General features: G+C 69.4%; 17 protein-coding genes. 5 read left to right on the top strand and 12 right to left on the bottom strand.

The genetic code is table 11. The features are described 5' to 3' along the window. Positions 1–7: 7 nt before the first annotated feature. Together ABZ027_RS10655 and ABZ027_RS10650 are read right to left on the bottom strand one after the other, a co-directional pair. Positions 8–1,336, bottom strand: coding sequence for a hypothetical protein (locus tag ABZ027_RS10655; RefSeq protein ID WP_356766529.1), 1,329 nt, complete (start codon positions 1,334–1,336; stop codon positions 8–10). Positions 1,337–1,394: 58 nt separating this feature from the next. Then, positions 1,395–3,215: a transglycosylase domain-containing protein gene (locus ABZ027_RS10650; RefSeq protein ID WP_356766501.1), complete on the bottom strand. Its 1,821-nt coding sequence runs from the start codon at positions 3,213–3,215 to the stop codon at positions 1,395–1,397. A 339-nt stretch (positions 3,216–3,554) separates the two neighbouring features. On the opposite strand from ABZ027_RS10650, the gene ABZ027_RS10645 reads away from it, so the two are divergent. Both ABZ027_RS10645 and ABZ027_RS10640 read left to right on the top strand, forming a co-directional pair. Beyond that, positions 3,555–3,779: a zinc ribbon domain-containing protein gene (locus tag ABZ027_RS10645; RefSeq protein ID WP_356766499.1), complete on the top strand. Its 225-nt coding sequence runs from the start codon at positions 3,555–3,557 to the stop codon at positions 3,777–3,779. Between the two features lie 63 nt (positions 3,780–3,842). Beyond that, complete coding sequence (locus tag ABZ027_RS10640) at positions 3,843–4,517, top strand: DedA family protein (RefSeq protein ID WP_356766497.1); 675 nt, start codon at positions 3,843–3,845, stop codon at positions 4,515–4,517. Between the two features lie 241 nt (positions 4,518–4,758). Here ABZ027_RS10640 and ABZ027_RS10635 read toward each other — a convergent pair whose 3' ends face one another. Genes ABZ027_RS10635 through ABZ027_RS10625 form a run of 3 tightly spaced genes read right to left on the bottom strand, consistent with a single transcriptional unit; the run spans position 4,759 to position 9,549 of the window. Beyond that, complete coding sequence (locus tag ABZ027_RS10635; protein WP_356766495.1) at positions 4,759–5,574, bottom strand: HAD family hydrolase; 816 nt, start codon at positions 5,572–5,574, stop codon at positions 4,759–4,761. Continuing rightward, positions 5,574–8,324: a phosphoribosyltransferase domain-containing protein gene (locus ABZ027_RS10630; RefSeq protein WP_356766493.1), complete on the bottom strand. Its 2,751-nt coding sequence runs from the start codon at positions 8,322–8,324 to the stop codon at positions 5,574–5,576. Before ABZ027_RS10630 ends, ABZ027_RS10635 begins: the two co-directional genes overlap by 1 nt. Positions 8,325–8,376: 52 nt before the next feature. Further along, a complete protein-coding gene (locus ABZ027_RS10625; protein ID WP_356766491.1) occupies positions 8,377–9,549 on the bottom strand; it encodes an HpcH/HpaI aldolase/citrate lyase family protein in 1,173 nt (390 codons plus the stop codon). 208 nt (positions 9,550–9,757) lie between these two features. Between ABZ027_RS10625 and ABZ027_RS10620 the strand changes: the two genes are divergently transcribed. Then, entirely contained in the window at positions 9,758–10,615 is an 858-nt protein-coding gene (locus ABZ027_RS10620; protein ID WP_356766489.1) for a TerD family protein, read from the top strand. Between the two features lie 51 nt (positions 10,616–10,666). On the opposite strand, the gene ABZ027_RS10615 is transcribed toward ABZ027_RS10620, so the two are convergent. The 6 genes from ABZ027_RS10615 to ABZ027_RS10590 form a co-directional block, all read right to left on the bottom strand. Further along, a complete protein-coding gene (locus ABZ027_RS10615) occupies positions 10,667–11,404 on the bottom strand; it encodes a Tellurium resistance (RefSeq protein ID WP_356766527.1) in 738 nt (245 codons plus the stop codon). A 131-nt stretch (positions 11,405–11,535) separates the two neighbouring features. Next, complete coding sequence (locus tag ABZ027_RS10610) at positions 11,536–12,684, bottom strand: DUF475 domain-containing protein (protein WP_356766487.1); 1,149 nt, start codon at positions 12,682–12,684, stop codon at positions 11,536–11,538. A 49-nt stretch (positions 12,685–12,733) separates the two neighbouring features. Further along, positions 12,734–13,309: a TerD family protein gene (locus ABZ027_RS10605; RefSeq protein ID WP_356766485.1), complete on the bottom strand. Its 576-nt coding sequence runs from the start codon at positions 13,307–13,309 to the stop codon at positions 12,734–12,736. 99 nt (positions 13,310–13,408) lie between these two features. Next, a complete protein-coding gene (locus tag ABZ027_RS10600; protein WP_356766483.1) occupies positions 13,409–13,984 on the bottom strand; it encodes a calcium homeostasis/redox stress adaptation protein in 576 nt (191 codons plus the stop codon). 113 nt (positions 13,985–14,097) lie between these two features. Continuing rightward, positions 14,098–14,556: a peroxiredoxin gene (locus tag ABZ027_RS10595; RefSeq protein ID WP_356766481.1), complete on the bottom strand. Its 459-nt coding sequence runs from the start codon at positions 14,554–14,556 to the stop codon at positions 14,098–14,100. Positions 14,557–14,762: 206 nt separating this feature from the next. Continuing rightward, positions 14,763–15,200: a DUF3052 domain-containing protein gene (locus ABZ027_RS10590; RefSeq protein ID WP_356766479.1), complete on the bottom strand. Its 438-nt coding sequence runs from the start codon at positions 15,198–15,200 to the stop codon at positions 14,763–14,765. Between the two features lie 432 nt (positions 15,201–15,632). Here ABZ027_RS10590 and aceE point away from each other — a divergent pair, with 432 nt between their 5' ends. Both aceE and ABZ027_RS10580 read left to right on the top strand, forming a co-directional pair. Continuing rightward, a complete protein-coding gene (gene aceE, locus ABZ027_RS10585; protein WP_356766477.1) occupies positions 15,633–18,380 on the top strand; it encodes a pyruvate dehydrogenase (acetyl-transferring), homodimeric type in 2,748 nt (915 codons plus the stop codon). Between the two features lie 103 nt (positions 18,381–18,483). Continuing rightward, complete coding sequence (locus ABZ027_RS10580; RefSeq protein ID WP_356766475.1) at positions 18,484–19,290, top strand: ion channel; 807 nt, start codon at positions 18,484–18,486, stop codon at positions 19,288–19,290. A gap of 108 nt (positions 19,291–19,398) precedes the next feature. On the opposite strand, the gene ABZ027_RS10575 is transcribed toward ABZ027_RS10580, so the two are convergent. Beyond that, positions 19,399–19,704 carry a small hydrophobic protein gene (locus ABZ027_RS10575; protein WP_356766473.1) on the bottom strand — a complete coding sequence of 102 codons (306 nt, stop codon included), beginning with the start codon at positions 19,702–19,704 and terminating at the stop codon, positions 19,399–19,401. Positions 19,705–19,829 lie beyond the last annotated feature (125 nt).

Here is a 19,829-nt window from a genome sequence, read left to right as displayed (position 1 = left end):
GGGACTCCTACGGGTCGCCGGACGGCTTCCATGCCGGATTCGGGTTCCACCCGAACGCGACTCCGAACTGCGCCGACTCGATCATGTTTCTGTCCGATGGGACCAGCAGGCCCGCCAAGGTCTGCGGCTTCTGCACGTCCAGCCAGTCGGCCAGCTCCTTGAAGGACACGCACTTGACGTCCTTCTTCGTGCAGACGGTCTCGATGACCTGGTCGACGGCCTTCATGTAGATGCCGCCGTTCCAGTCCTCGAAGTGGTTGCCGACGAACAGCGGGGCCCGGCTGCCGTAGTACACGCGGTTGAAGCCGGACATGTAGGACTCGACGGTCTGCCGCTCCCACTTCGGGTAGTCGGCCGGGTCGCCGTCGGTCTCGCCGTCGGACTGGTTGTAGAGGAAGTTGAAGTCCATCGAGAGGCCCTGGTACTTGCCGCCCTCGTAGGGGAGCATCTGGAGCGGGAAGTTCCAGACGCCGTCCTTCTTGGCCGGCCATATCTGGAAGTCACCGGCGGAGCTGGCGTCGTAGCGCCAGCCGTAGCTCTCGGCGGCCTTCAGCAGGTTCTTCTGGCCCTCCAGGCAGGGGGCGCGGCCGCCGGCGATCTCCTTCTTGAAGTCGAAGGGCAGCGGGTCGATGTCGCGGTAGCCGGTGTTGGTCTTCCAGTTCTCGACGATCGAGTAGAACTGGTCGATCTCGCTCTTCCACTCGGCGACGCTCCAGTCCTTGCCGCCCTTCTTCTCGCAGAAGTGACCGTTGAAGTGGGTGCCGATCTCGTTCCCGTCCTGGTAGGTCCTGCGGAGCTGTTCCAGCGTGGTGCGGATGTGCTCGCCGGTGGCGTAGTCGATGGCCGCGGCGCCCGCCGGGTGCTGCGGCGGGCGGTAGAGCTTCGCCTTGTCCTTCGGGAGCAGGTAGATACCGGTGAGGAAGAACGTCATATGGGCGTCGTAGGTCTTCGCCAGCTCCCGGTAGTGCGAAAAGAGGTGGTCGCTGCCCTCCAGCGCGCCGTCCCAGGAGAAGACGACGAACTGGGGCGGCTTCTCACCGGGTTTGAGCGGCTCGGCCTTCAACTGCCCTTTCTTCGGGCCGGTGTAGGAGGTGGAGCCGTCCCCGAGAACCTTGACCTTGCCGTCCCACTTCGGTTCGGCGGTCTCCTTGGGGGCGGCTTCGGGGGTCTTGCCGGTTTCGGCGGAGGCGGTGGGAGTGGTGTGGTCCTGGTGGGTCAGGGCCAGGGAGCCCCCGACCAGGGTGGCCACGACGAGGAAGGCGGCGAGGGTCAGGAACTCCGGACTGGCCCGGCGGCGGGGGCGCCCTTTGCGGCGCCTGCCGGTGGAGGTCTTCATGCGAGGCATGCGGTACTCATTCTGCGCAGGGGGTGAGGAGTGGTGCGGGGCTCGGAGATCAGCCGAGGCCCATGGCGCTCGACCAGACGGCGTACGGGACGCTGTCGGACGAGCTGCCGGCCAGCCCCTTGAGCGGCAGCGGCTCCAGGGACTCGGCCAGGTCCATGCGGTAGACGACGACCGCGGTCGACACGGACCCGGCGGTGCCCGCGTACCAGGCGGCGGTGTCGTCCTCGGTGGTGCCGGACTTCCCGCCGGCGTCCAGGGCGGGGACGGTGGGGTGGGCGGTACGCAGGGAGTCGGTCAGCGCCTGGGAGACCTCCGCGGCCACCTGCGCGCCGACCGCCCGGCGCGCGGCGGGGGTGTCCAGCCGGACCGTCGAGCCGTTGCGGGTGATACGGCGCACCGAGTACGGCTCGGTGTGCTTGCCCGCCGCGGCGAAGGTCGCGTAGCCGCTCGCCATCCGGATGGCGCTCGGTGTGGAGCTGCCCACGGACAGCGCCGGCACCTGCGGCCCCAGGCTGGAGGCGAGCAGCCCGGCCGCCTCGGCGGTCGCGCTCACCTTGTCCAGGCCGGTGTCCATGCCGAGCTGCATGAACGGCGTGTTCACGGACGCGGCGAGCGCCTTGCCGAGGGCGATTGGCCCGTACGACTTCCCGCCGTCGTTGCGGGCGGCGACCGTCTTGCCGCCGCGGTCCCAGTACGGCCCCTCGGGAGTGGTGACGGGAATGTCGTCGTCGCCGTCGTAGGGCGTCCGCGGGGTGACCGGCGTGGCGGGACCCCCTCGTGTCTTGTGGATGCCGTGTTCGAGTCCGGCCGCGTAGACGAACGGCAGGAACGCCGAACCGGCCCGCACGGTACTGGCGTTGGACTCGTTGTAGCCCTGCGTACGGTGGTCGGGTCCGCCGTACACGGCGAGGATCCGGCCGTCGGTGGCGACGGAGGCGGCACCGTAGTGCGCGGTCTTCGCCGCTTGCGGGTCGGCCTTCTTCGCCTGCCGGCGGGCCTTGGTGACGGCGTCGGTGAGTGCGGCCTCACGTTTGCGGTCGAAGGTCGTGTAGATCTGGTAGCCGCCGAGGTCGAACTGCTTGTCCGAGATGTGGGCGGACTTCTTGGCGTACTGCTGCGCCAACTCCACCAGGTAGTCGCTCTGTTTGCCGGTGTCGTAGACGCGGACCGACTTGAGCGGCTCGGGGAACGTCTTGTATGTGGCCCGCTCGGACGGCGACAGCTTGCCGATGTCGACCATCCGGTCCAGGGTCCAGGACCAACGCTCCACGGCACGCCGGTGGTTGGCCTTGCCGAGAGTGGGGTCGTACAGTCCGGCTCCCTTCAACAGGGAGGCGAGGAAGGCGGCCTGACTGGCGTTCAGGCTGGTGACGTCCTTGCCGTAGTAGGCCTGGGAGGCGCGCTGGATGCCGTACGTGCCGCGGCCGAACCAGCTGGTGTTGAGGTAGCCCTCCAGGATCTCGTCCTTGCTCATCCTGTTGTCGAGCTTGAGGGCGATCATCGCCTCGCTGAACTTGCGGCCGACCGTCCGGTTCTGCGTCAGGTAGACGTTCTTGACGTACTGCTGGGTGATGGTCGAGCCGCCCTGGGTGTCCCCCTCGCCGACGCTGCGCCACAGCGCGCGGGTCAGGCCCTTGAAGGAGATGCCGGGGTCGGAGTAGAAGCTCTCGTTCTCCGCCGCGAGCACCGCCCAGCGCACGTCCTCGGGTATGTCCTTCAGCGGCATCGCCTGCCTGCGCACCCAGCCGGTGCGGGACATGGGGGTGCCGTCGGACCAGAAGTAGACGTTGTCCTGCTGGGTGGCGTAGCTGTTCAGGTTCTCCGGTATGTCCGTGGCCGCGTAGGCGACGCCCAGGAACAGCCCGGTCATACCGACGGAAGCCAGGACGACGCCGAGCGACTGGCGCGCGGAAGGGACCCAACTCCGCCACCCGACGCGGCCCGGCCGCGGATAGGCGGGGCGGAGGCGGCGGAATGTCGTCCACGGGGACCGTTTCGGTGCCGTCCGTCGACGGCGCGGGCGGCGGTGGTCAGTCGGCCGGCCCGTGCGTGGTGCTCTCCCGGTCACGACCGCAAGTTACCAATGATCTTCGCAGTTTCTTCATATGAGAAGTTGACCTGAACAACCACATACCGACCGGTAGGGAACATGGCGTTCTTGAGACGTTGGTCACACTCGCAGCTAGGGGCGCCCCGCTACCCTGAGCGCATGCCTCGCTACGAGTACCGCTGCCGGACCTGCGGCGACACCTTCGAACTGAGCCGGCCCATGGCCGAGTCCTCCGCTCCTGCGGCCTGCCCCGCCGGCCACGACGACACCGTGAAGCTCCTGTCCACCGTGGCGGTCGGCGGCTCGGCCTCCGCCCCGGCGGCGGCGCCCCGGGCGAGTGGCGGTGGGGGCGGCGGCTGCTGCGGCGGGGGTTGCTGCGGCTGACGGCCGTTGCGGCGGCTGACGGCCGTTGCGGCCCGGCTTCCTCAGGCTCCCTACCGTGACCGCATGACAGCCATCGCAGCGGGGACGGCCCCGGACGGGGGTGCGGCCCCGCAGTGGGTCAACGACCTCATGGACACGCTGGGCGCCCCCGGCGCGGGCATCGCCATCGCGCTGGAGAACCTCTTCCCTCCGCTGCCCAGCGAGGTCATCCTGCCGCTCGCGGGTTTCGCGGCCAGTAGCGGACGGATGGGCCTGCTCGCCGTCCTGCTGTGGACGACGGCGGGTTCGGTGGTCGGCGCGCTCGCGCTCTACGGGGTCGGCGCGCTGCTCGGGCGTGACCGCACGGTCGCCGTCGCGGCCCGGCTGCCGCTGGTGAAGGTCGCGGACATCGAGAAGACCGAGGCGTGGTTCCTGCGGCACGGCACCAAGGCGGTGTTCTTCGGCCGGATGATCCCGATCTTCCGCAGCCTGATATCGGTGCCGGCCGGCGTCGAGCGCATGCCCGTGCCGGTGTTCCTCGGCCTGACCACGCTGGGCAGCGCCATCTGGAACACCGCGTTCGTGCTCGCGGGGTACGCCCTGGGCGACAACTGGGCGCAGGTCACCTCGATCGTCTCCGCGTACTCGAAGGTCGTCCTCGCCGTGGCCGTGGTGGCGGTCCTGGCGTTCGTCGGCGTACGGCTGCGGCGGCGACCGGGGGCGGACCGGGGCGGGCGGGGGCGGGGGCGGGCGGCCTGAAGCGCTCCCGAAGCCCGCACCGCCCGCCGGGGACCGTCACTCGTTGAGGATCCGCCGGGGACCCGTCGAGGACCCGTCGAGGACCCGTCGCGCCCGTCGAGGACCCGCCGGGGGCCCGTCGGGGGCCCGTCGAGGGCCCGTCGAGGGCCCGTCGAGGACCCGTCGAGGACCCGTCGAGGACCCGTCGAGGACCCGTCGAGGACCCGTCGAGGGGCACTCGAAGGCCGCCGAGGGCCGATCCTCAGACCGTCCCCTGCCGCGCCACCCGCAGGAACTCCCGCAGGATCCGCTCCCCCGCGAGCACCCCCCGCTCGGGCAGGGCGGTGACCGCCGGGGCGGTCCAGTCGGCGTCCGCCAGTTCGCCGTGGCCCGGACGCCAGCCCCGGTCCGCGGCGAGGAGGAGGTCGGCGTCGAGCAGGGAGTCACCGGCGGCCAGGGTGAGCGCTGCCCCGGTGCGGCGGGCGACCTCGTGCAGTGCGGCGCTCTTGGTGAGCGGCTTCGGGACGGCGTAGATCTTGCGGCCCTGGAGGGAGACCGTCCAGCCCCGGTTCTCCGCCCAGACCGCGAGTTCCTTCACCCACTCCTCGGGCAGGAGTTCGCGTGCGACGACCAGGTAGGCGAAGAGGTCCTCGGCGATCCGGTGCTTGCGCACCCACAGCGGGTCGGCGGTCCGCATGAGATGCTCGCGCACCTCGTCCAGCGAGGCGCACTCGTCGGCCAGCCGGGCCGTGACGCGCGTGTGCCAGTCGATGTCGGTGACCCCGTCCACCAGCAGGTGCCCGCCGTTGGCGCAGATCGCGTACGCGGGCGGGGGGCCGGGCAGGTTGATGCGCTGGTACTGCTTACGGGTCCGGGTCGTCGTCGGGACGAAGACCGCCGCGTCGCCGAGTTCGGCGAGCAGTCCGGCCGACGTCTCCGTCATGTACGACAGCGGCTTGCTCTCGTGCACCTCGACGCAGAGCAGCCGGGGCGCCCGCGCGTCCGGCATGGTCAGCGCGAGGGCCGCCGCGGAGTAGATGAGCGTACGGTCGAGGTCACTCGCCACCAGCACCGGCATCAGACCGTCACCGCCCGGCCGTCGGCGCCGGTGGCGCCCCGCGTGTACTTCGGGTGGATCAACCCCACACAGGTGTACGGAAGTTCGGCGACCTCTTCCACCGGGACACCTCTCTGTTCGGCGAGAAGGCGTACGTGGTCCAGGTCGGCCCCCGCTCCGGCTCGCGCAAGGATCTTCCAGGGCACCCGGCGCAGCAGCACCCGGGTGGTCTCGCCGACGCCGGGCTTGACGAGGTTCACGTCGTGGATGCCGTACTCCTCGCTGATCCGCTCGACGGCCGCCCAGCCCTCCCAGGTCGGGGCGCGGTCGCCGGACAGCAGCTCCTTGGCCTGCGTGTCCACCGCGTCCAGGACCTCCGGGAAGCGGGCGGACACCGCGTCCAGGAAGGCGACGGACACATCGGTGCCGGCGAGTTCGCGGTAGAACTTCGCGCCGTGGAAGTCGTTCGGCCCGACCAGGTCGGCGCGCAGCACCGTACGGGAAATGAGGCCGGACACCGTGGAGTTGAGGCAGGCGGAGGGGATCAGGAAGTCCTCCCGGGTGCCGTACGTCCGTACGCACGAGCCGGGGTCGGCCAGCACCGCGATCTCCGGGTCGAAGCCGGTGACGCCGTCGGAGGCCTCGAACTCCTTGATGGCGTCGGCGAGTTCACGGGTGATGGCGCCCTTGCCGGTCCAGCCGTCGACGAAGACGACGTCCCGGGGGTCGTGGTGGGCGGCCAGCCAGCGCAGCGCGTTGGCGTCGATGCCGCGGCCGCGCACGATGGAGACGGCGTAGTGCGGCAGGTCGAGCCCGTACCGGAACCGGGCCCATCGGCGCATCAGCACGCCGACGGGTGTGCCCGCGCGGGCCAGCGACACCAGCACGGGCCGCGACGACCTCTCGGTGAGCACGATCTCGGTGACCGCGCCCACCGCCCGCGCCAGCCGCGCCGCCGACTCCTCCAGGGCGGTGTGGAACAGCTCCTGGTACTGCTCGCTGGGCTGGTACTCCACCGGCAGCGACTCGGCGTAGTGCGCCCCGCCGCTCTGGATGGCCTCCTCCCGCTCCTCGGTCGGCGCCTCCAGCGACACGTCCGAGAGGTCCTGGAGCAGCCAGCCGACCTCGTCGGGCGGGTACGAGGAGAAGTCGGGGCCGCGAAGGGGCTCGGGCAGCATGGCGGGCCTTTCGGGGACGTTCCGGGGTTCGGGGACGTACGAGGGGACCACCGCGAGCAGGACCTGGGGCGTGTGCGCCGCGAGCTGGTCCAACAGGCCGCCCGGCGCGTGCAGTTCGGGGGTGTCGGCGGCCGAGTCGACGACCGCGACGACGGCGTCGAAGCCGGCGCCCGCCACGTTGTAGGCGTAGCGCTCGCCGGGGCCGTCCGCCGGGTCGTCGTGTGCCGGGAAGACCAGGCGGCTGCGTATCGCGTAGCCCGGGTCGTCGACGGCGAGGACGGGCGAGCGGGTGGTGGTCGAGTAGCGCACCTCGGCGCGGGTGACCTGCTCGAGCTCGCGGGCGAGTCTGAGCGGGGCGTACATCAGCTCCTCGAAGCCGAGGACGTGGACGCGGTGGGCGTCCTCCGGGAGCGCCTCGGCAAGGCGCGCCGCCATCGCGGGGAGTGCGTTCTCCAGTCGGGTGCGGTGCGCGGGGGTGAAGCCGTGCCGTCCGCCGTCGGGGAGGCCGTGGGGCCAGCGGAGGTCTACGCGGGCGGCTATGGGGTGGTTGCGGTTGTCATCCGAGTGCGGGTGAGCGGGGGCTGGTCGCGCAGTTCCCCGCGCCCCTAGGGGGGTGGGGGCTGATCCCGCGGTTCCCCGCGCCTCTGGGGTGGCGCTGGGGGCTGGGCATGCGGCGCCCCGCGCCCCTGGGGTGGCGCTGGGGGCTGGGCATGCGGCGCCCCGCGCCCCTGGGGTGGCGCTGGGGGCTGGGCGTGCGGCGCCCCGCGCCTCTGGGGAGGCGGCATCCGCAACGCCCTGTTTTGGGGGCGCGGGGAACTGCGCGACCGGCCACGACGCGCCCGCAGGCGACCGGACACCCTGCGCGGCACCCTCGGACTCGTACCGCGCGACCAACTCCTGCCCCTTCTCCAGCACCCCTTCCGGCAGCCGCACGGCCCCCGAGGCCGCGGCCACCAGGTCCACCCTCGCCCCGATCTCCCGCGCGAACTGCTCCAGCCGCCCCGCGTCCGCCACCGACCGCATGTCGACCAGTGCGACCACGACGTACCGCGGCCGCGGATACCGCGCGTGCAGATCCCGGACGGTGTTCAGCACCGTGTTGCCGGTGGAGAACTCGTCGTCGACCAGCACCAGCGGCCCGTCGCCCGCCAGCAGGGCCGGGTCCTGGGGCAGCAGGAGATGCGAGGTGGCGTGCGAGTGGGACTCCTCGAATCCGCCCGCCGTGGCCACCCCCGGGACGGGGCGGCGGGTGGAGTGCAGATAGGGGGCCAGGCCGAGGCCGTCCGCGACCGAGTGGCCGAGCCCGGTGGCGGTCTCCGCGTACCCGAGGACGACCGCCCGGCCCGCCTCGTCGGCGCCCAGCAGGTCACGCACCCGCCTGCCGAGATCGACGCCGTAGCCGTACACCACGGACGGCGACTGCGGTACGTGCTTGCCGAGCACATGGGAGACCAGCAGGTGCGCCCGCTTGGGGTTGCGGCGCAGCGCCAGCCCCAGCAGGTCCTTCAGCCCGTCGTCGCCCACGAGTTCGACGCCGAGCCGCTCGGCGACCCAACTGCCGGACCACACCCCGTCGTTCACTGCGTTGTTCATACGTCCCTTGAGTAGAAGCCGGTGGACAGGAAGCCGGTGGAAAGCAAGCCGGTCAGGCCGGGGCCGGGATCCCGGCGGCGAGGAGCTCCACGAAACCGACGTCCTCGTTCGCCACCCCGAAGACCTCGGCGCGCAGCATGGTCCGCTCCGCCCAGGCGCGGTGCGGCTTCACCTCGTTCATCTTGTTCGTGTACGCCGACCTCAGCACCCCGCCGCCGCCCCGCTCGGGCCGCAGGATGTCCTGGGCGTCACTGAACTCCTCGTGACTGACCACTGACAGTGCGTGCACGGGGAGCACGTGGGAGGGGTGGATGCAGGTCTTGCCGAGCAGTCCGTTGGCCTGGTCGAGGGTGATCTCGCGCAGCAGCCCGTCCATGGAGTGCTCGATGAGCGCCTCGCGCAGTTCCTCGGCCTGGCCCTCCAGGAAGGGGCTGCGGCGCAGCTGCGGCTTGAACATACGTTCCTGCACGCGGAAGTACTCCCACACCGGTCCGGTCACCGTGAATCCGGTGCCGTCGGCCCGCCCCAGCATGTTCACCACGTCGGAGATCACGGAGGCGACGATCTGCACGTCCCACGCGGTCATGTCGGGGGCCCTGCGCAGACCGTACGAGGAGCAGAAGTCGGTCACGCCCAGGCGCAGCGCCAGCACGCGCTCGCGGTACTTGTCGACCGTGCGGGCGATGCCCTCCAGGGTCTGCACCCGCGACTCGCGGTACAGCAGCTCCGGCGACTCCAGCACCGGCATGGCGAACAGTCGCCGTCCGCTCTCGGCCTCGGCGCTCTGCAGGGCCTCCAGGAAGGGGATGCCGCTTTCCTCGGTGAACTTCGGCATCACGAATCCGGATAGCAGCCGGGCGGACGGGCCGAGGCGTCGCACCAGGTCGGGGATCTGCTCGGGCGTCCGCACCCGGATGAACAGCAGCGGGATGTCCGCCGGGCCGCGTTCGGCGAGGTCCGCGAACTGTCGTACCAGGTTCTCCTCGGCGTCCGCGACATCCTCGTCGCCGATGGAGTCCTCCAGGCACAGCACCATCGAGACCACGCCGCGGTCGGTCTGCTTGACGATGTCGTCGGCGAGCCGTGGCCGGGTGGCGGGGCTGTAGAGGGTGGCGCCCAGGGCCGCCGAGAGCAACCGGGCCGGGGAGTCGGCGGTGAACGCGCCGGGCTCCCGGTGGAAGAGGCGCTGCCGCACCTCAGGGGCGATGTGCCCGAAATGACGCATGGAACTCCCCCGTGGTGGTCGAGCGGCCCCTGCGAGCGCGTCACAGGTGGCCGGTAATAGTACGTAGAGATCTATGTCAAGGGTTCCCGCCAGGCGTGAATTTCTGGTAACGCGGGCGAACACAACCGGGTCGAGGGGCAGAGGGAATGTCTGGCGGTCCCGGACCCCCGCGTTGTCGTGACCAGGACCGAGAGGGCAGGATGACCGCATGACGCACGCGATGCTGAAGGGGTCGAACGTCCCGCTCGCCACCACCACGGTACGCGCAGTACTGCGCTGGGCGCCTGGGCAGGGGGTTCCGGACGTCGACGCCTCGGCGCTGCTCGTCGGCGCCGACGGCCGGGTGCGGTCGGACGAGGACTTCGTCTTCTACAACCAGCCACGGCATCCCTCCGGCAAGGTCTGGCGCCTCGGCAAGAAGCGAGTCGCCGAGGGCCTCACCGACACGATCCAGACAGACCTCGCCGGTGTCGAGCCCGATGTCAGTCAGATCTTCCTGGTCGCTTCGGCGGACGACGTCACCTTCGACCGCGTACAGAGCCTGCGCATCCTGCTGTACGACGCCACGGTCGCCGACGGTGAACCGCTGGCCTACTTCGACATCCAGCCGACGACGGGCGAGGAGACCGCCCTGATCTGCGGTGAGCTGTACCGGCGAGGCGACAGCTGGAAGTTCCGCGCGCTGGGCGAGGGTTACTCCAACGGCCTGCAGGGCCTGGCGACCGACTACGGCATCTCGGTGGACGAGTCGGACGGCCTCGCGGAAGGACCGGAGGAGGCGCCGGAGATGGCGGCGACCACGCTCGTCCCGGCCCCGCCCGCACCGACCCAGCATGCCTCCGAACTCTCCTCCCAGCCCCTGCCCCCGGAACAGCCGACCGGCGTCCCCACCCAGCCGGCCTACGGCTACCCCCAGCAGCCCGCCGCCGCGGCCACGGTCCAGCCGGCCTACGGCTACCCGCAGCCGGCCGGCCAACCCGCCTACGGCTATCCGCAGGCGACGGCCACCGCGCCGGACCCGGAATTCCGTCTGCCTCCGCAGGGGCCGCAGTTCATCGGACGGTGAGGGACCCGTCCGCGGGGGCGGCGCCCGTCCCCGCGGAGGCGGGCGCGGAACTCACTTCTCGACCTTCGTCTTGTAGCCCCTGCCCCACTGCAGTCCCCACCCGTACAGCCGGTCCAGCTCCGCCTGGAAGCCGTACACGAACTTCACCTCGCGCCGGACCACCATCTCGCCCTTGACGTTCTCTATCGTCACCACCGCGCAGGACCGGGCCTGGGGGTGCCGCTCGTCGAGATGGATCTCGATCCGCGGCCCGTTGCTCGGGTACAGCGTGACGATCGCGTGGGTACGGTCGAAGGCCGGCGTCTGGTCGTAGATGTAGACGAAGACCAGCAGCCGTTTGATGGCGTCCCGGTGGTCGAGATTGACGTACATCGTCTCGCCGGACGCCGATCCGAACCGGTCGTCGCCGCTGAGTTTCACGTACGGCGCCGCGTTGACGTCGCCGAGGTAGCCGCCCAGGGGCTGCACGACGCCCTTGGTGCCGTCCTGGAGCTCGTAGAGGCAGCCCAGGTCGAGGTCGACGTTGACCATGCTCTGACTGTGCCCGAGGACCTCCGGCGGTTTGAGCGCCTGGAAGGGATGCCTCAGCAGGCTCTCCCTCGGGGAGCCGCCCATGTCGGAGGTCCGCATCCGCCAGGCCAGGTTGACGCGCAGATGGCCGTTGGCCGCGCCCTGCTTGGTGAGGGAGACCTGACTGTGCCGTTTGGTCAGTTCGATCGAGTTGGTTGCGGCGTTGCCCGAGTCGAAGTCGGTCTCCCGCCCGCGCCGCAGTCCGTCGAAGAAGCCCATTCCCGCCCCCACGTTCCATTGGAAGGAACCGCAGGCCGTGTGCGCCCGCCGTCCTTGACGACCGACGGGGCGGCACCGGGGAGTCGTCCCCGACACCGCCCCGCACAGAGCGTTCCTCACTGAGAAGGTGATCACACCCCGGACGAGACCTCAGTCTTCTCGTCCGAGCCCGCCGCTTTTCCCTCGGCCGCTGCCAGGGCCTTGTTGCGGCGCACGGAGGACCAGAAGGACCAGCCGATGAGGAGGACACCGACCAGGCCGGTGATGATCTCGTGGATCTGGTACTGGATGGTGACCAGGAGGAGCACGGCGAGGGCACCGATCGCGTAGTGCGCGCCGTGCTCCAGGTAGACGTAGTCGTCGAGGGTGCCCTGGCGGACCAGGTAGACCGTGAGCGACCGGACGTACATGGCGCCGATACCGAGGCCGAGGGCCATCAGCACGATGTCGTTGGTGATGGCGAAGGCGCCGATCACACCGTCGAAGGAGAAGGACGCGTCCAGGACCTCCAGGTAGAGGAACATGAAGAACGCGGCCTGGCCGGCCAGGACGACGGCCGGCTTCTTCTTGCCGCTGCGCTCCGCCTCTTCCTCCGCCTCGTGCTCGCGTTCCTCCTCCTCTTCGAGCTTGTCCTCGAAGTAACCGGACAGACCCCCCACGATCATGTAGGTGATCAGGCCCGCGATTCCGGAGATCAGGACCGTCTGTGCCTTGTCGGCGTGCGCGCCGCCGTGCTGGTGGGCGTGGGCCGCGAAGGTCATCGAGGAGATCAGCAGCACGATCAGGGCGATGCAGACCGACAGCATGTCGACCTTGCCGAGCTTCGCGAGCGGGCGCTCCAGCCAGGCGAGCCACTTGATGTCGCGGTCCTCGAAGATAAAGTCGAGGAAGATCATCAGCAGGAACATACCGCCGAAGGCGGCGATCGACGGGTGGGCGTCGGTGACCAGTTGCTGGTACTGGTCCTTGTCGTTGAGCGCGAGGTCGACCGCGTCTATGGGACCGATCTTGGCGCTGATGGCGACGATGACGACGGGGAACACCAGTCGCATGCCGAAGACGGCGATGAGGACGCCGATCGTGAGGAAGATCTTCTGCCAGAAGGCATTCATCTTCTTCAGGATCCCGGCGTTGACCACCGCGTTGTCGAAGGACAGGGAGATCTCGAGGACGGTGAGGATCGCCACGATTCCGAAGGCGGTCCACCCCCCGTAGAAGACCGCCGCCACCAGGCCGAGCGCGGTGACCGCGAACGACCAGCCGAAGGTTTTCAGAAGCACTGGCTACCCAATCGTATGTGTACGGGTCTCCCCCGCGCCGTACTCGGCTTTACGAAACATTGACTCCGAAGTCTAGAGCGATGCCCCGAAGCCCCGACGCGTACCCCTGCCCCACCGCCCGGAACTTCCATTCGCCCTGGTGGCGATAGACCTCACCGAAGATCATCGCGGTTTCCGTGGAGGCGTCCTCGCTGAGGTCGTAGCGGGCGAGCTCCTGGCCGTCGGCCTGGTTGACCACGCGGATGAAGGCGTTCTGGACCTGCCCGAAGGTCTGGCCCCGCTCGTCGGCCTGGTGGATGGAGACCGGGAAGACGATCTTGTCGCACTGGGGCGGCACCATGGAGAGGTCGATCAGGATCGACTCGTCGTCGCCCTCGCCCTCGCCGGTGAGGTTGTCGCCGGTGTGCTCGACCGAGCCGTCCGGGCTCTTGAGCTGGTTGTAGAAGACGAACCACTCGTCGCCGAGCACCCGGCCGCTGTTGCACATCAGAGCGCTGGCGTCGAGGTCGAAATCGGCTCCGGTGGTGGAGCGCGCGTCCCAGCCGAGCCCGACCATCACCTGGGTGAGGTTCGGTGCGGCCTTGGACAGGGAGACATTGCCTCCCTTGGCGAGCGTGACGCCCATGTTGCTGGTCCCTCCCCGAGACGGTACTTCTCTGCTTGTCCTGCACGTCCGGCGCCGCCCCCAAACAGGGCGACGCCGGACAATGAGACCTCTCGCAGGTCAGACGTTCACGCCGAAGTCCTGCGCGATGCCACGCAGACCCGAGGCGTAGCCCTGGCCGATGGCGCGGAACTTCCACTCCGCGCCGTGCCGGTACAGCTCACCGAAGACCATGGCGGTCTCGGTGGAGGCGTCCTCGGAGAGGTCGTAGCGCGCGATCTCCGCCTCGCCGGCCTGGTTCACGACGCGGATGAACGCGTTGCGGACCTGGCCGAACGACTGCTGGCGGTTCTCGGCGTCGTAGATCGAGACCGGGAACACGATCTTGTCGACGTCGGCCGGGACCGAGGCGAGGTTGACCTTGATCTGCTCGTCGTCGCCCTCGCCCTCACCGGTGATGTTGTCGCCGGTGTGCTCGACCGAGCCGTCCGGGCTCTTGAGGTTGTTGAAGAAGACGAAGTTCGCGTCGCTGGCGACCTTGCCGGCCGAGTTCACCAGCAGCGCGCTGGCGTCCAGGTCGAAGTCGGTGCCGGTCGTGGTGCGGACGTCCCACCCCAGACCGACGATGACCGCGGTCAGGCCCGGGGCCTCCTTGGTCAGCGATACGTTGCCGCCCTTGCTGAGGCTGACTCCCACGAGTCCTCCATTGGTGTCCGGGGGCAGGGAGCCCCGTAATGCGTCTGATGTCGGATCAACGACTCGATCCTAGTGACGGGTTCCCGCACCCCGCAGTCCCTGGACCCGAACAATCACAGGGTGTCGAGCGCCTTGACGTACTCGTTCAGGTCACGCGCGTCCGGCAGGGCGTTGACGACGGTCCAGTGGACGAGGCCCTCCTTGTCGATGACGAAGGTGCCGCGCACCGCGCAGCCCTTGTCCTCGGCGAAGACGCCGTAGGCCCGGGAGACCTCGCCGTGCGGCCAGAAGTCGCTGAGCAGCGGGTATTCAAGGCCCTCCTGCTCGGCGAAGACCCGCAGGGTGTGGATGGAGTCGTTCGACACCGCGAGCAGCTGGGTGTCACGTTCGGAGAACTGCGGAAGGTTGTCACGCAGCTCGCACAGCTCGCCGGTGCACACACCGGTGAAGGCGAAGGGGTAGAACAGCAGTACGACATTCTTGGCGCCGCGGAAGTCGGACAGCTTCACGGTGGCACCGTGGTTGTCCTTGAGCTCGAAGTCGGGGGCCTTGTCGCCTACCTGGATCGCCATCTCCTGGATGTCCCTTCGATGGGTGGGGCTGTTCGGGTGGCACCCACCTTAGGCCGCGCCTTCCGGATCCCCCCGGGGCCGTGGCGCCGACGGACGCCGCGGCTGCGAGGGGGGCCGATCCGAAAGACACGACCCGCGCGCCGATCACGGCACGCCACCGGACGGGCCGAGGATGTCGGCCCGTCCGGGACGTGCGGCGGTCGGGGTTACTTCTTCGTCTTCGCGGCCTTCGGCGTCACCAGCCGGCTGCCGCTCCAGTCCTTGCCGACGCTGACGCTCTTCGACGCGGAGAGCCCGGCGGTCGTCGCGGCTTCGGAGATGTCGCTCGGCTCCACGTAGCCGTCCCGGCCGGTCTTCGGCGTCAGCAGCAGGATCGAGCCGCCCTCCTCGATGTACGTGATGGCGTCCACCAGCACATCCGTCAGGTCGCCGTCCTCGTCGCGGAACCACAGCACCACGGCATCGGCTACATCGTCGTAGTCCTCATCCACCAGGTCGCTGCCGATGACTTCCTCAATGGCCTCGCGGAGTTCCTGGTCTACGTCGTCGTCGTAGCCGATCTCCTGGACCACCTGCTCGGGCTGGAACCCCAGCCTGACGGCAGGGTTCGTCCGCTCCTCCGCGTGGTCCGCGGTCGCGCTCACGGGTTGCCTCCTGATCATGTTTTGGAATGGGGGTCCCCCCGGGCCCGCTCCGGGCTTGGGGGAGTCTCGGCCTCGCGCGTGCGCGAAGCGTTGGCCGTAGTCCACACGGGCGGGACGGATCGCGCAAGTACCCGGCCGTCGAGACCGCCGAAACGGTGACTTTCCGGGCGGTGTCGCCGCAACTTACGGCACACCATCCCGACCCTGGGGTGACACAGCACACACCTTTCTGCCCTGTTTGGGCGTTTGGGAACCGTCCATGAGGACCAAGCCGGAGACAAAGTCCTGGACCACGTGCTGGACCAGGATCGGGTTACCCCACAGTAGAGGTGACGTTTGCCGCCCCGAGGTACACGATGGGGAACGGTGCAGGCATACCGAAAACGCAGCGAACAACAGGGAAATGCAGCCCTCTGACAGGTAAGGATCAGCGTGGCTTCCGGATCCGATCGCAATCCGATCATCATTGGCGGCCTTCCGAGTCAGGTTCCTGACTTCGACCCCGAGGAAACCCAGGAGTGGCTCGACTCCCTCGATGCCGCCGTCGACGAGCGGGGCCGGGAACGTGCCCGCTATCTGATGCTGCGGCTGATCGAGCGAGCCCGCGAGAAGCGCGTGGCCGTGCCCGAGATGCGCAGCACGGACTACGTCAACACGATCCCGACCAAGAGCGAGCCGTTCTTCCCCGGCAACGAGGAGATCGAGCGCAGGATCCTCAACGCCACCCGCTGGAACGCCGCGGTGATGGTCTCGCGCGCCCAGCGGCCCGGCATCGGCGTCGGCGGCCACATCGCCACCTTCGCCTCCTCCGCCTCGCTCTACGACGTCGGCTTCAACCACTTCTTCCGCGGCAAGGACGAGGGCGACGGCGGCGACCAGGTCTTCTTCCAGGGCCACGCCTCACCGGGCATCTACGCCCGCGCGTTCCTGCTCGACCGCCTCAGCGAGGGCAACCTCGACGCGTTCCGGCAGGAGAAGTCGAAGGCCCCGCACGGCCTGTCCAGCTATCCGCACCCACGGCTGATGCCGGACTTCTGGGAGTTCCCGACGGTGTCGATGGGCCTCGGCCCGATCGGCGCGATCTTCCAGGCGCGGATGAACCGCTACATGCACGCGCGCGGGATCGCGGACACCTCGAAGTCGCACGTCTGGGCGTTCCTCGGGGACGGCGAGATGGACGAGCCCGAGTCGCTCGGCCAGCTGTCCATCGCCGCCCGTGAGGGCCTGGACAACCTCACCTTCGTCGTCAACTGCAACCTGCAGCGGCTCGACGGCCCGGTGCGCGGCAACGGCAAGATCATCCAGGAGCTGGAGTCGGTCTTCCGGGGCGCCGGCTGGAACGTGATCAAGCTGGTCTGGGACCGCACCTGGGACCCGCTGCTGGCGCAGGACCGCGACGGCGTGCTGGTCAACAGGATGAACACCACGCCGGACGGCCAGTTCCAGACCTACGCCACCGAGACCGGCTCGTACATCCGCGACCACTTCTTCGGCGACGACCACCGGCTGCGCGCGATGGTCGAGAACATGACCGACGACCAGATCCTGCACCTGGGCCGCGGCGGTCACGACCACCGGAAGATCTTCGCGGCGTACAAGGCGGCCGTGGAGCACAAGGGACAGCCGACGGTCATCCTCGCGAAGACCATCAAGGGCTGGACGCTGGGCCCGAACTTCGAGGGCCGCAACGCCACCCACCAGATGAAGAAGCTGACGGTCGACGACCTCAAGCGCTTCCGCGACCGCCTGCACCTGCCGATCTCCGACAAGGAACTGGAGTCCGGTGCGCCGCCGTACTACCACCCGGGCCGGGACTCGGAGGAGATCCAGTACATGCACGACCGCCGCCAGGGCTGCGGCGGATACGTCCCGACGCGTGTGGTGCGCTCGAAGCCCCTCGCGCTGCCGGACGACAAGGCGTACGCGACCGTGAAGAAGGGGTCCGGACAGCAGTCCATCGCCACCACCATGGCGTTCGTACGACTGCTCAAGGACCTCATGCGGGACAAGGAGATCGGCAAGCGGTTCGTGCTGATCGCGCCGGACGAGTACCGCACGTTCGGCATGGACTCGTTCTTCCCGAGTGCGAAGATCTACAACCCGCTCGGCCAGCAGTACGAGGCCGTGGACCGGGATCTGCTGCTCGCCTACAAGGAGTCCCCGCAGGGGCAGATGCTGCACGACGGCATCTCGGAGGCGGGCTGCACGGCCTCGCTGATCGCGGCGGGCTCGGCGTACGCCACGCACGGCGAACCGCTCATCCCGGTGTACGTCTTCTACTCGATGTTCGGTTTCCAGCGCACCGGCGACCAGTTCTGGCAGATGTCGGACCAGTTGGCGCGCGGTTTCGTGCTGGGCGCGACCGCCGGTCGTACGACCCTGACCGGAGAGGGCCTCCAGCACGCGGACGGCCACTCGCAGCTGCTCGCCTCGACCAACCCGGGCTGTGTCGCGTACGACCCGGCCTACGGTTTCGAGATCGCGCACATCGTGCAGGACGGTCTGCGCCGGATGTACGGCGGCTCCGAGGAGCACCCGCACGGCGAGGACGTCTTCTACTACCTCACCGTCTACAACGAGCCGATCCAGCACCCGGCCGAGCCCGCGAACGTGGACGTCGAGGGCATCGTCAAGGGCATCCACCGCTTCAGCGAGGGCACCTCGGGATCGATTCCGGCGCAGATCATGGCGTCGGGCGTGGCGGTTCCGTGGGCGATCGAGGCGCAGAAGATCCTCGCCGAGGAGTGGGACGTCAAGGCGGACGTCTGGTCGGCGACCTCCTGGAACGAACTGCGGCGCGAGGCCGTGGCCTGCGAGGAGCACAACATGCTGCACCCCGAGGAGGAGCAGCGGGTGCCGTACGTGACGCGGAAGCTGACCGGCGCCCAGGGTCCGTTCGTGGCCGTCTCCGACTGGATGCGGTCGGTTCCGGACCAGATCGCGCGGTGGGTACCGGGGACGTACCAGTCGCTGGGCGCCGACGGTTTCGGGTTCGCGGACACCCGTGGCGCGGCCCGGCGGTTCTTCCACATCGACGCCCAGTCGATCGTGGTGGGCGTGCTGACCGAGCTGGCCAGGGAGGGCAAGGTCGACCGTTCGGTGCTGAAGCAGGCCATCGACCGGTACCAGCTGCTCGACGTGTCGGCCGCCGATCCGGGCGCCGCGGGCGGCGACGCGTAGCGTCACGCTCGCCGGAGCGGGTGAGGCTCGGGCGGTGAAGCTCGGGTGAGGGGAGCGGGGCCTGACGGGTCCGCTCCCCTTACTCGTTCTTTACGATGCGGACATGAAGGAATCGTCGGCGCAGGACCGGTGGGAGCACCTGACGCAGCGGCCGCTGCTGGCCCTCGCCGTGCTGTTCGCCGTGGCCTACGCGGTGCCGATCGTGGACATCTCGGCCGGGCGGCCGCTGACCATGGCCTGCACGGTGGTCGAGTGGGTGGTGTGGGGGGCGTTCGCGGCGGACTATCTGGTGCGGCTGGCGCTCACCCCGCACCGGCGTGAGTTCGTCCGTACGCACTGGCTGGACCTGGGCGCGGTGGTGCTGCCGTTGCTCCAGCCGCTGCGGCTGCTGCGGCTGGTCTCGACGCTGATGCTGGTGGGGCGGCGGGCGCGGATGGCGTCGCAGATCCGGGTGACGACGTATGTCGCGGGAGCCGTCGTCGGGTTGCTGATGTTCGGGTCGCTGGCCGTGCTGTCGGTGGAACGGGATTCACCGGACGGGAACATCCGCACGCTGGGTGATGCCGTGTGGTGGTCCTTCACGACGATGACGACCGTCGGGTACGGCGATCACGCGCCGACCACCGGACTGGGCCGGATCATCGCCGTCGGGCTGATGCTGTCCGGGATCGCGCTGCTGGGTGTGGTGACCGCGAACATCGCCGCGTGGTTCATCGAGCGGTTCGAGAAGGACGACGTGGAGGAACAGCGCCAGACGGAGGCGATCCGCGCCCTGACGGCCGAGGTACGGGCCCTGCGCGCCGAGGTCGCGGCGCTACGGGAGCCCCCATCGCGACCTGACACGGCGTCGCCCGGGGCCCGGCAGAGCGGCGTCCCGCTCCTGACGGAACGGCGAGCTGACGGGGGTTGAGCGGCGGGTGCACGCCGGGCGGGTCCGCTCGCGGGTGACGACGGCGTACGGCATGAGGGCAGGGCCCCCGGTCGTCCCACCGGGAGCCCTGCCCTCACCGCCCTTGGGTCATAACAGGCCCGTGCCGGGGGTGGCCGCTCCGGCGAGCCAGATGACGGCCAGGAGCGTGTCAATGGCGCCCAGGACCACGGCTGTCAGGGCCGGCAACGAGTGCGTACCCGTCCAGGTACGTCCCATCGCGAGCCAACCGCAGACCAGCGCCACAGGGCCGAGGATGATCCCCAGCGTGAAGAAACCGGCGACGGCGCAGATGACTCCGATGATTCCGAGCGTCGCGCGATCCGGCCCGCTCCGTGACCTGATGCGGCCATGTGAGCGGGGGTACCTGCGCGTTCCTTGTCCGAAGCCCGCCATCGTCAACTCCCTGAACCTCTTGGTTGATTCGGGTCGTTCCGGGTTCCAGGACGCGAGTACCCACGCTGTGCTTCCCAATCCTCCGGTCTTGCGGCGCGCCGCCCCCCTCCGGCAGCGCGCCGCAG

This window comes from Streptomyces sp. NPDC006332 (assembly GCF_040612855.1).
GTDB lineage: Bacteria > Actinomycetota > Actinomycetes > Streptomycetales > Streptomycetaceae > Streptomyces.
The sequence above is the reverse complement of the archived record's forward strand: the minus strand, read 5'-3'. Positions and strand labels throughout refer to the sequence as shown.

Bases quoted from the DNA above. Each gene is read 5' to 3' on its own strand.
- ABZ027_RS10655 (WP_356766529.1), bottom strand. From the start codon at position 1,336: ATGAAGACCTCCACCGGCAGGCGCCGCAAAGGGCGCCCCCGCCGCCGG.
- ABZ027_RS10650 (WP_356766501.1), bottom strand. From the start codon at position 3,215: ATGACCGGGCTGTTCCTGGGCGTCGCCTACGCGGCCACGGACATACCG.
- ABZ027_RS10645 (WP_356766499.1), top strand. From the start codon at position 3,555: ATGCCTCGCTACGAGTACCGCTGCCGGACCTGCGGCGACACCTTCGAA.
- ABZ027_RS10640 (WP_356766497.1), top strand. From the start codon at position 3,843: ATGACAGCCATCGCAGCGGGGACGGCCCCGGACGGGGGTGCGGCCCCG.
- ABZ027_RS10635 (WP_356766495.1), bottom strand. From the start codon at position 5,574: ATGCCGGTGCTGGTGGCGAGTGACCTCGACCGTACGCTCATCTACTCC.
- ABZ027_RS10630 (WP_356766493.1), bottom strand. From the start codon at position 8,324: ATGAACAACGCAGTGAACGACGGGGTGTGGTCCGGCAGTTGGGTCGCC.
- ABZ027_RS10625 (WP_356766491.1), bottom strand. From the start codon at position 9,549: ATGCGTCATTTCGGGCACATCGCCCCTGAGGTGCGGCAGCGCCTCTTC.
- ABZ027_RS10620 (WP_356766489.1), top strand. From the start codon at position 9,758: ATGACGCACGCGATGCTGAAGGGGTCGAACGTCCCGCTCGCCACCACC.
- ABZ027_RS10615 (WP_356766527.1), bottom strand. From the start codon at position 11,404: ATGGGCTTCTTCGACGGACTGCGGCGCGGGCGGGAGACCGACTTCGAC.
- ABZ027_RS10605 (WP_356766485.1), bottom strand. From the start codon at position 13,309: ATGGGCGTCACGCTCGCCAAGGGAGGCAATGTCTCCCTGTCCAAGGCC.
- ABZ027_RS10595 (WP_356766481.1), bottom strand. From the start codon at position 14,556: ATGGCGATCCAGGTAGGCGACAAGGCCCCCGACTTCGAGCTCAAGGAC.
- ABZ027_RS10580 (WP_356766475.1), top strand. From the start codon at position 18,484: ATGAAGGAATCGTCGGCGCAGGACCGGTGGGAGCACCTGACGCAGCGG.
- ABZ027_RS10575 (WP_356766473.1), bottom strand. From the start codon at position 19,704: ATGGCGGGCTTCGGACAAGGAACGCGCAGGTACCCCCGCTCACATGGC.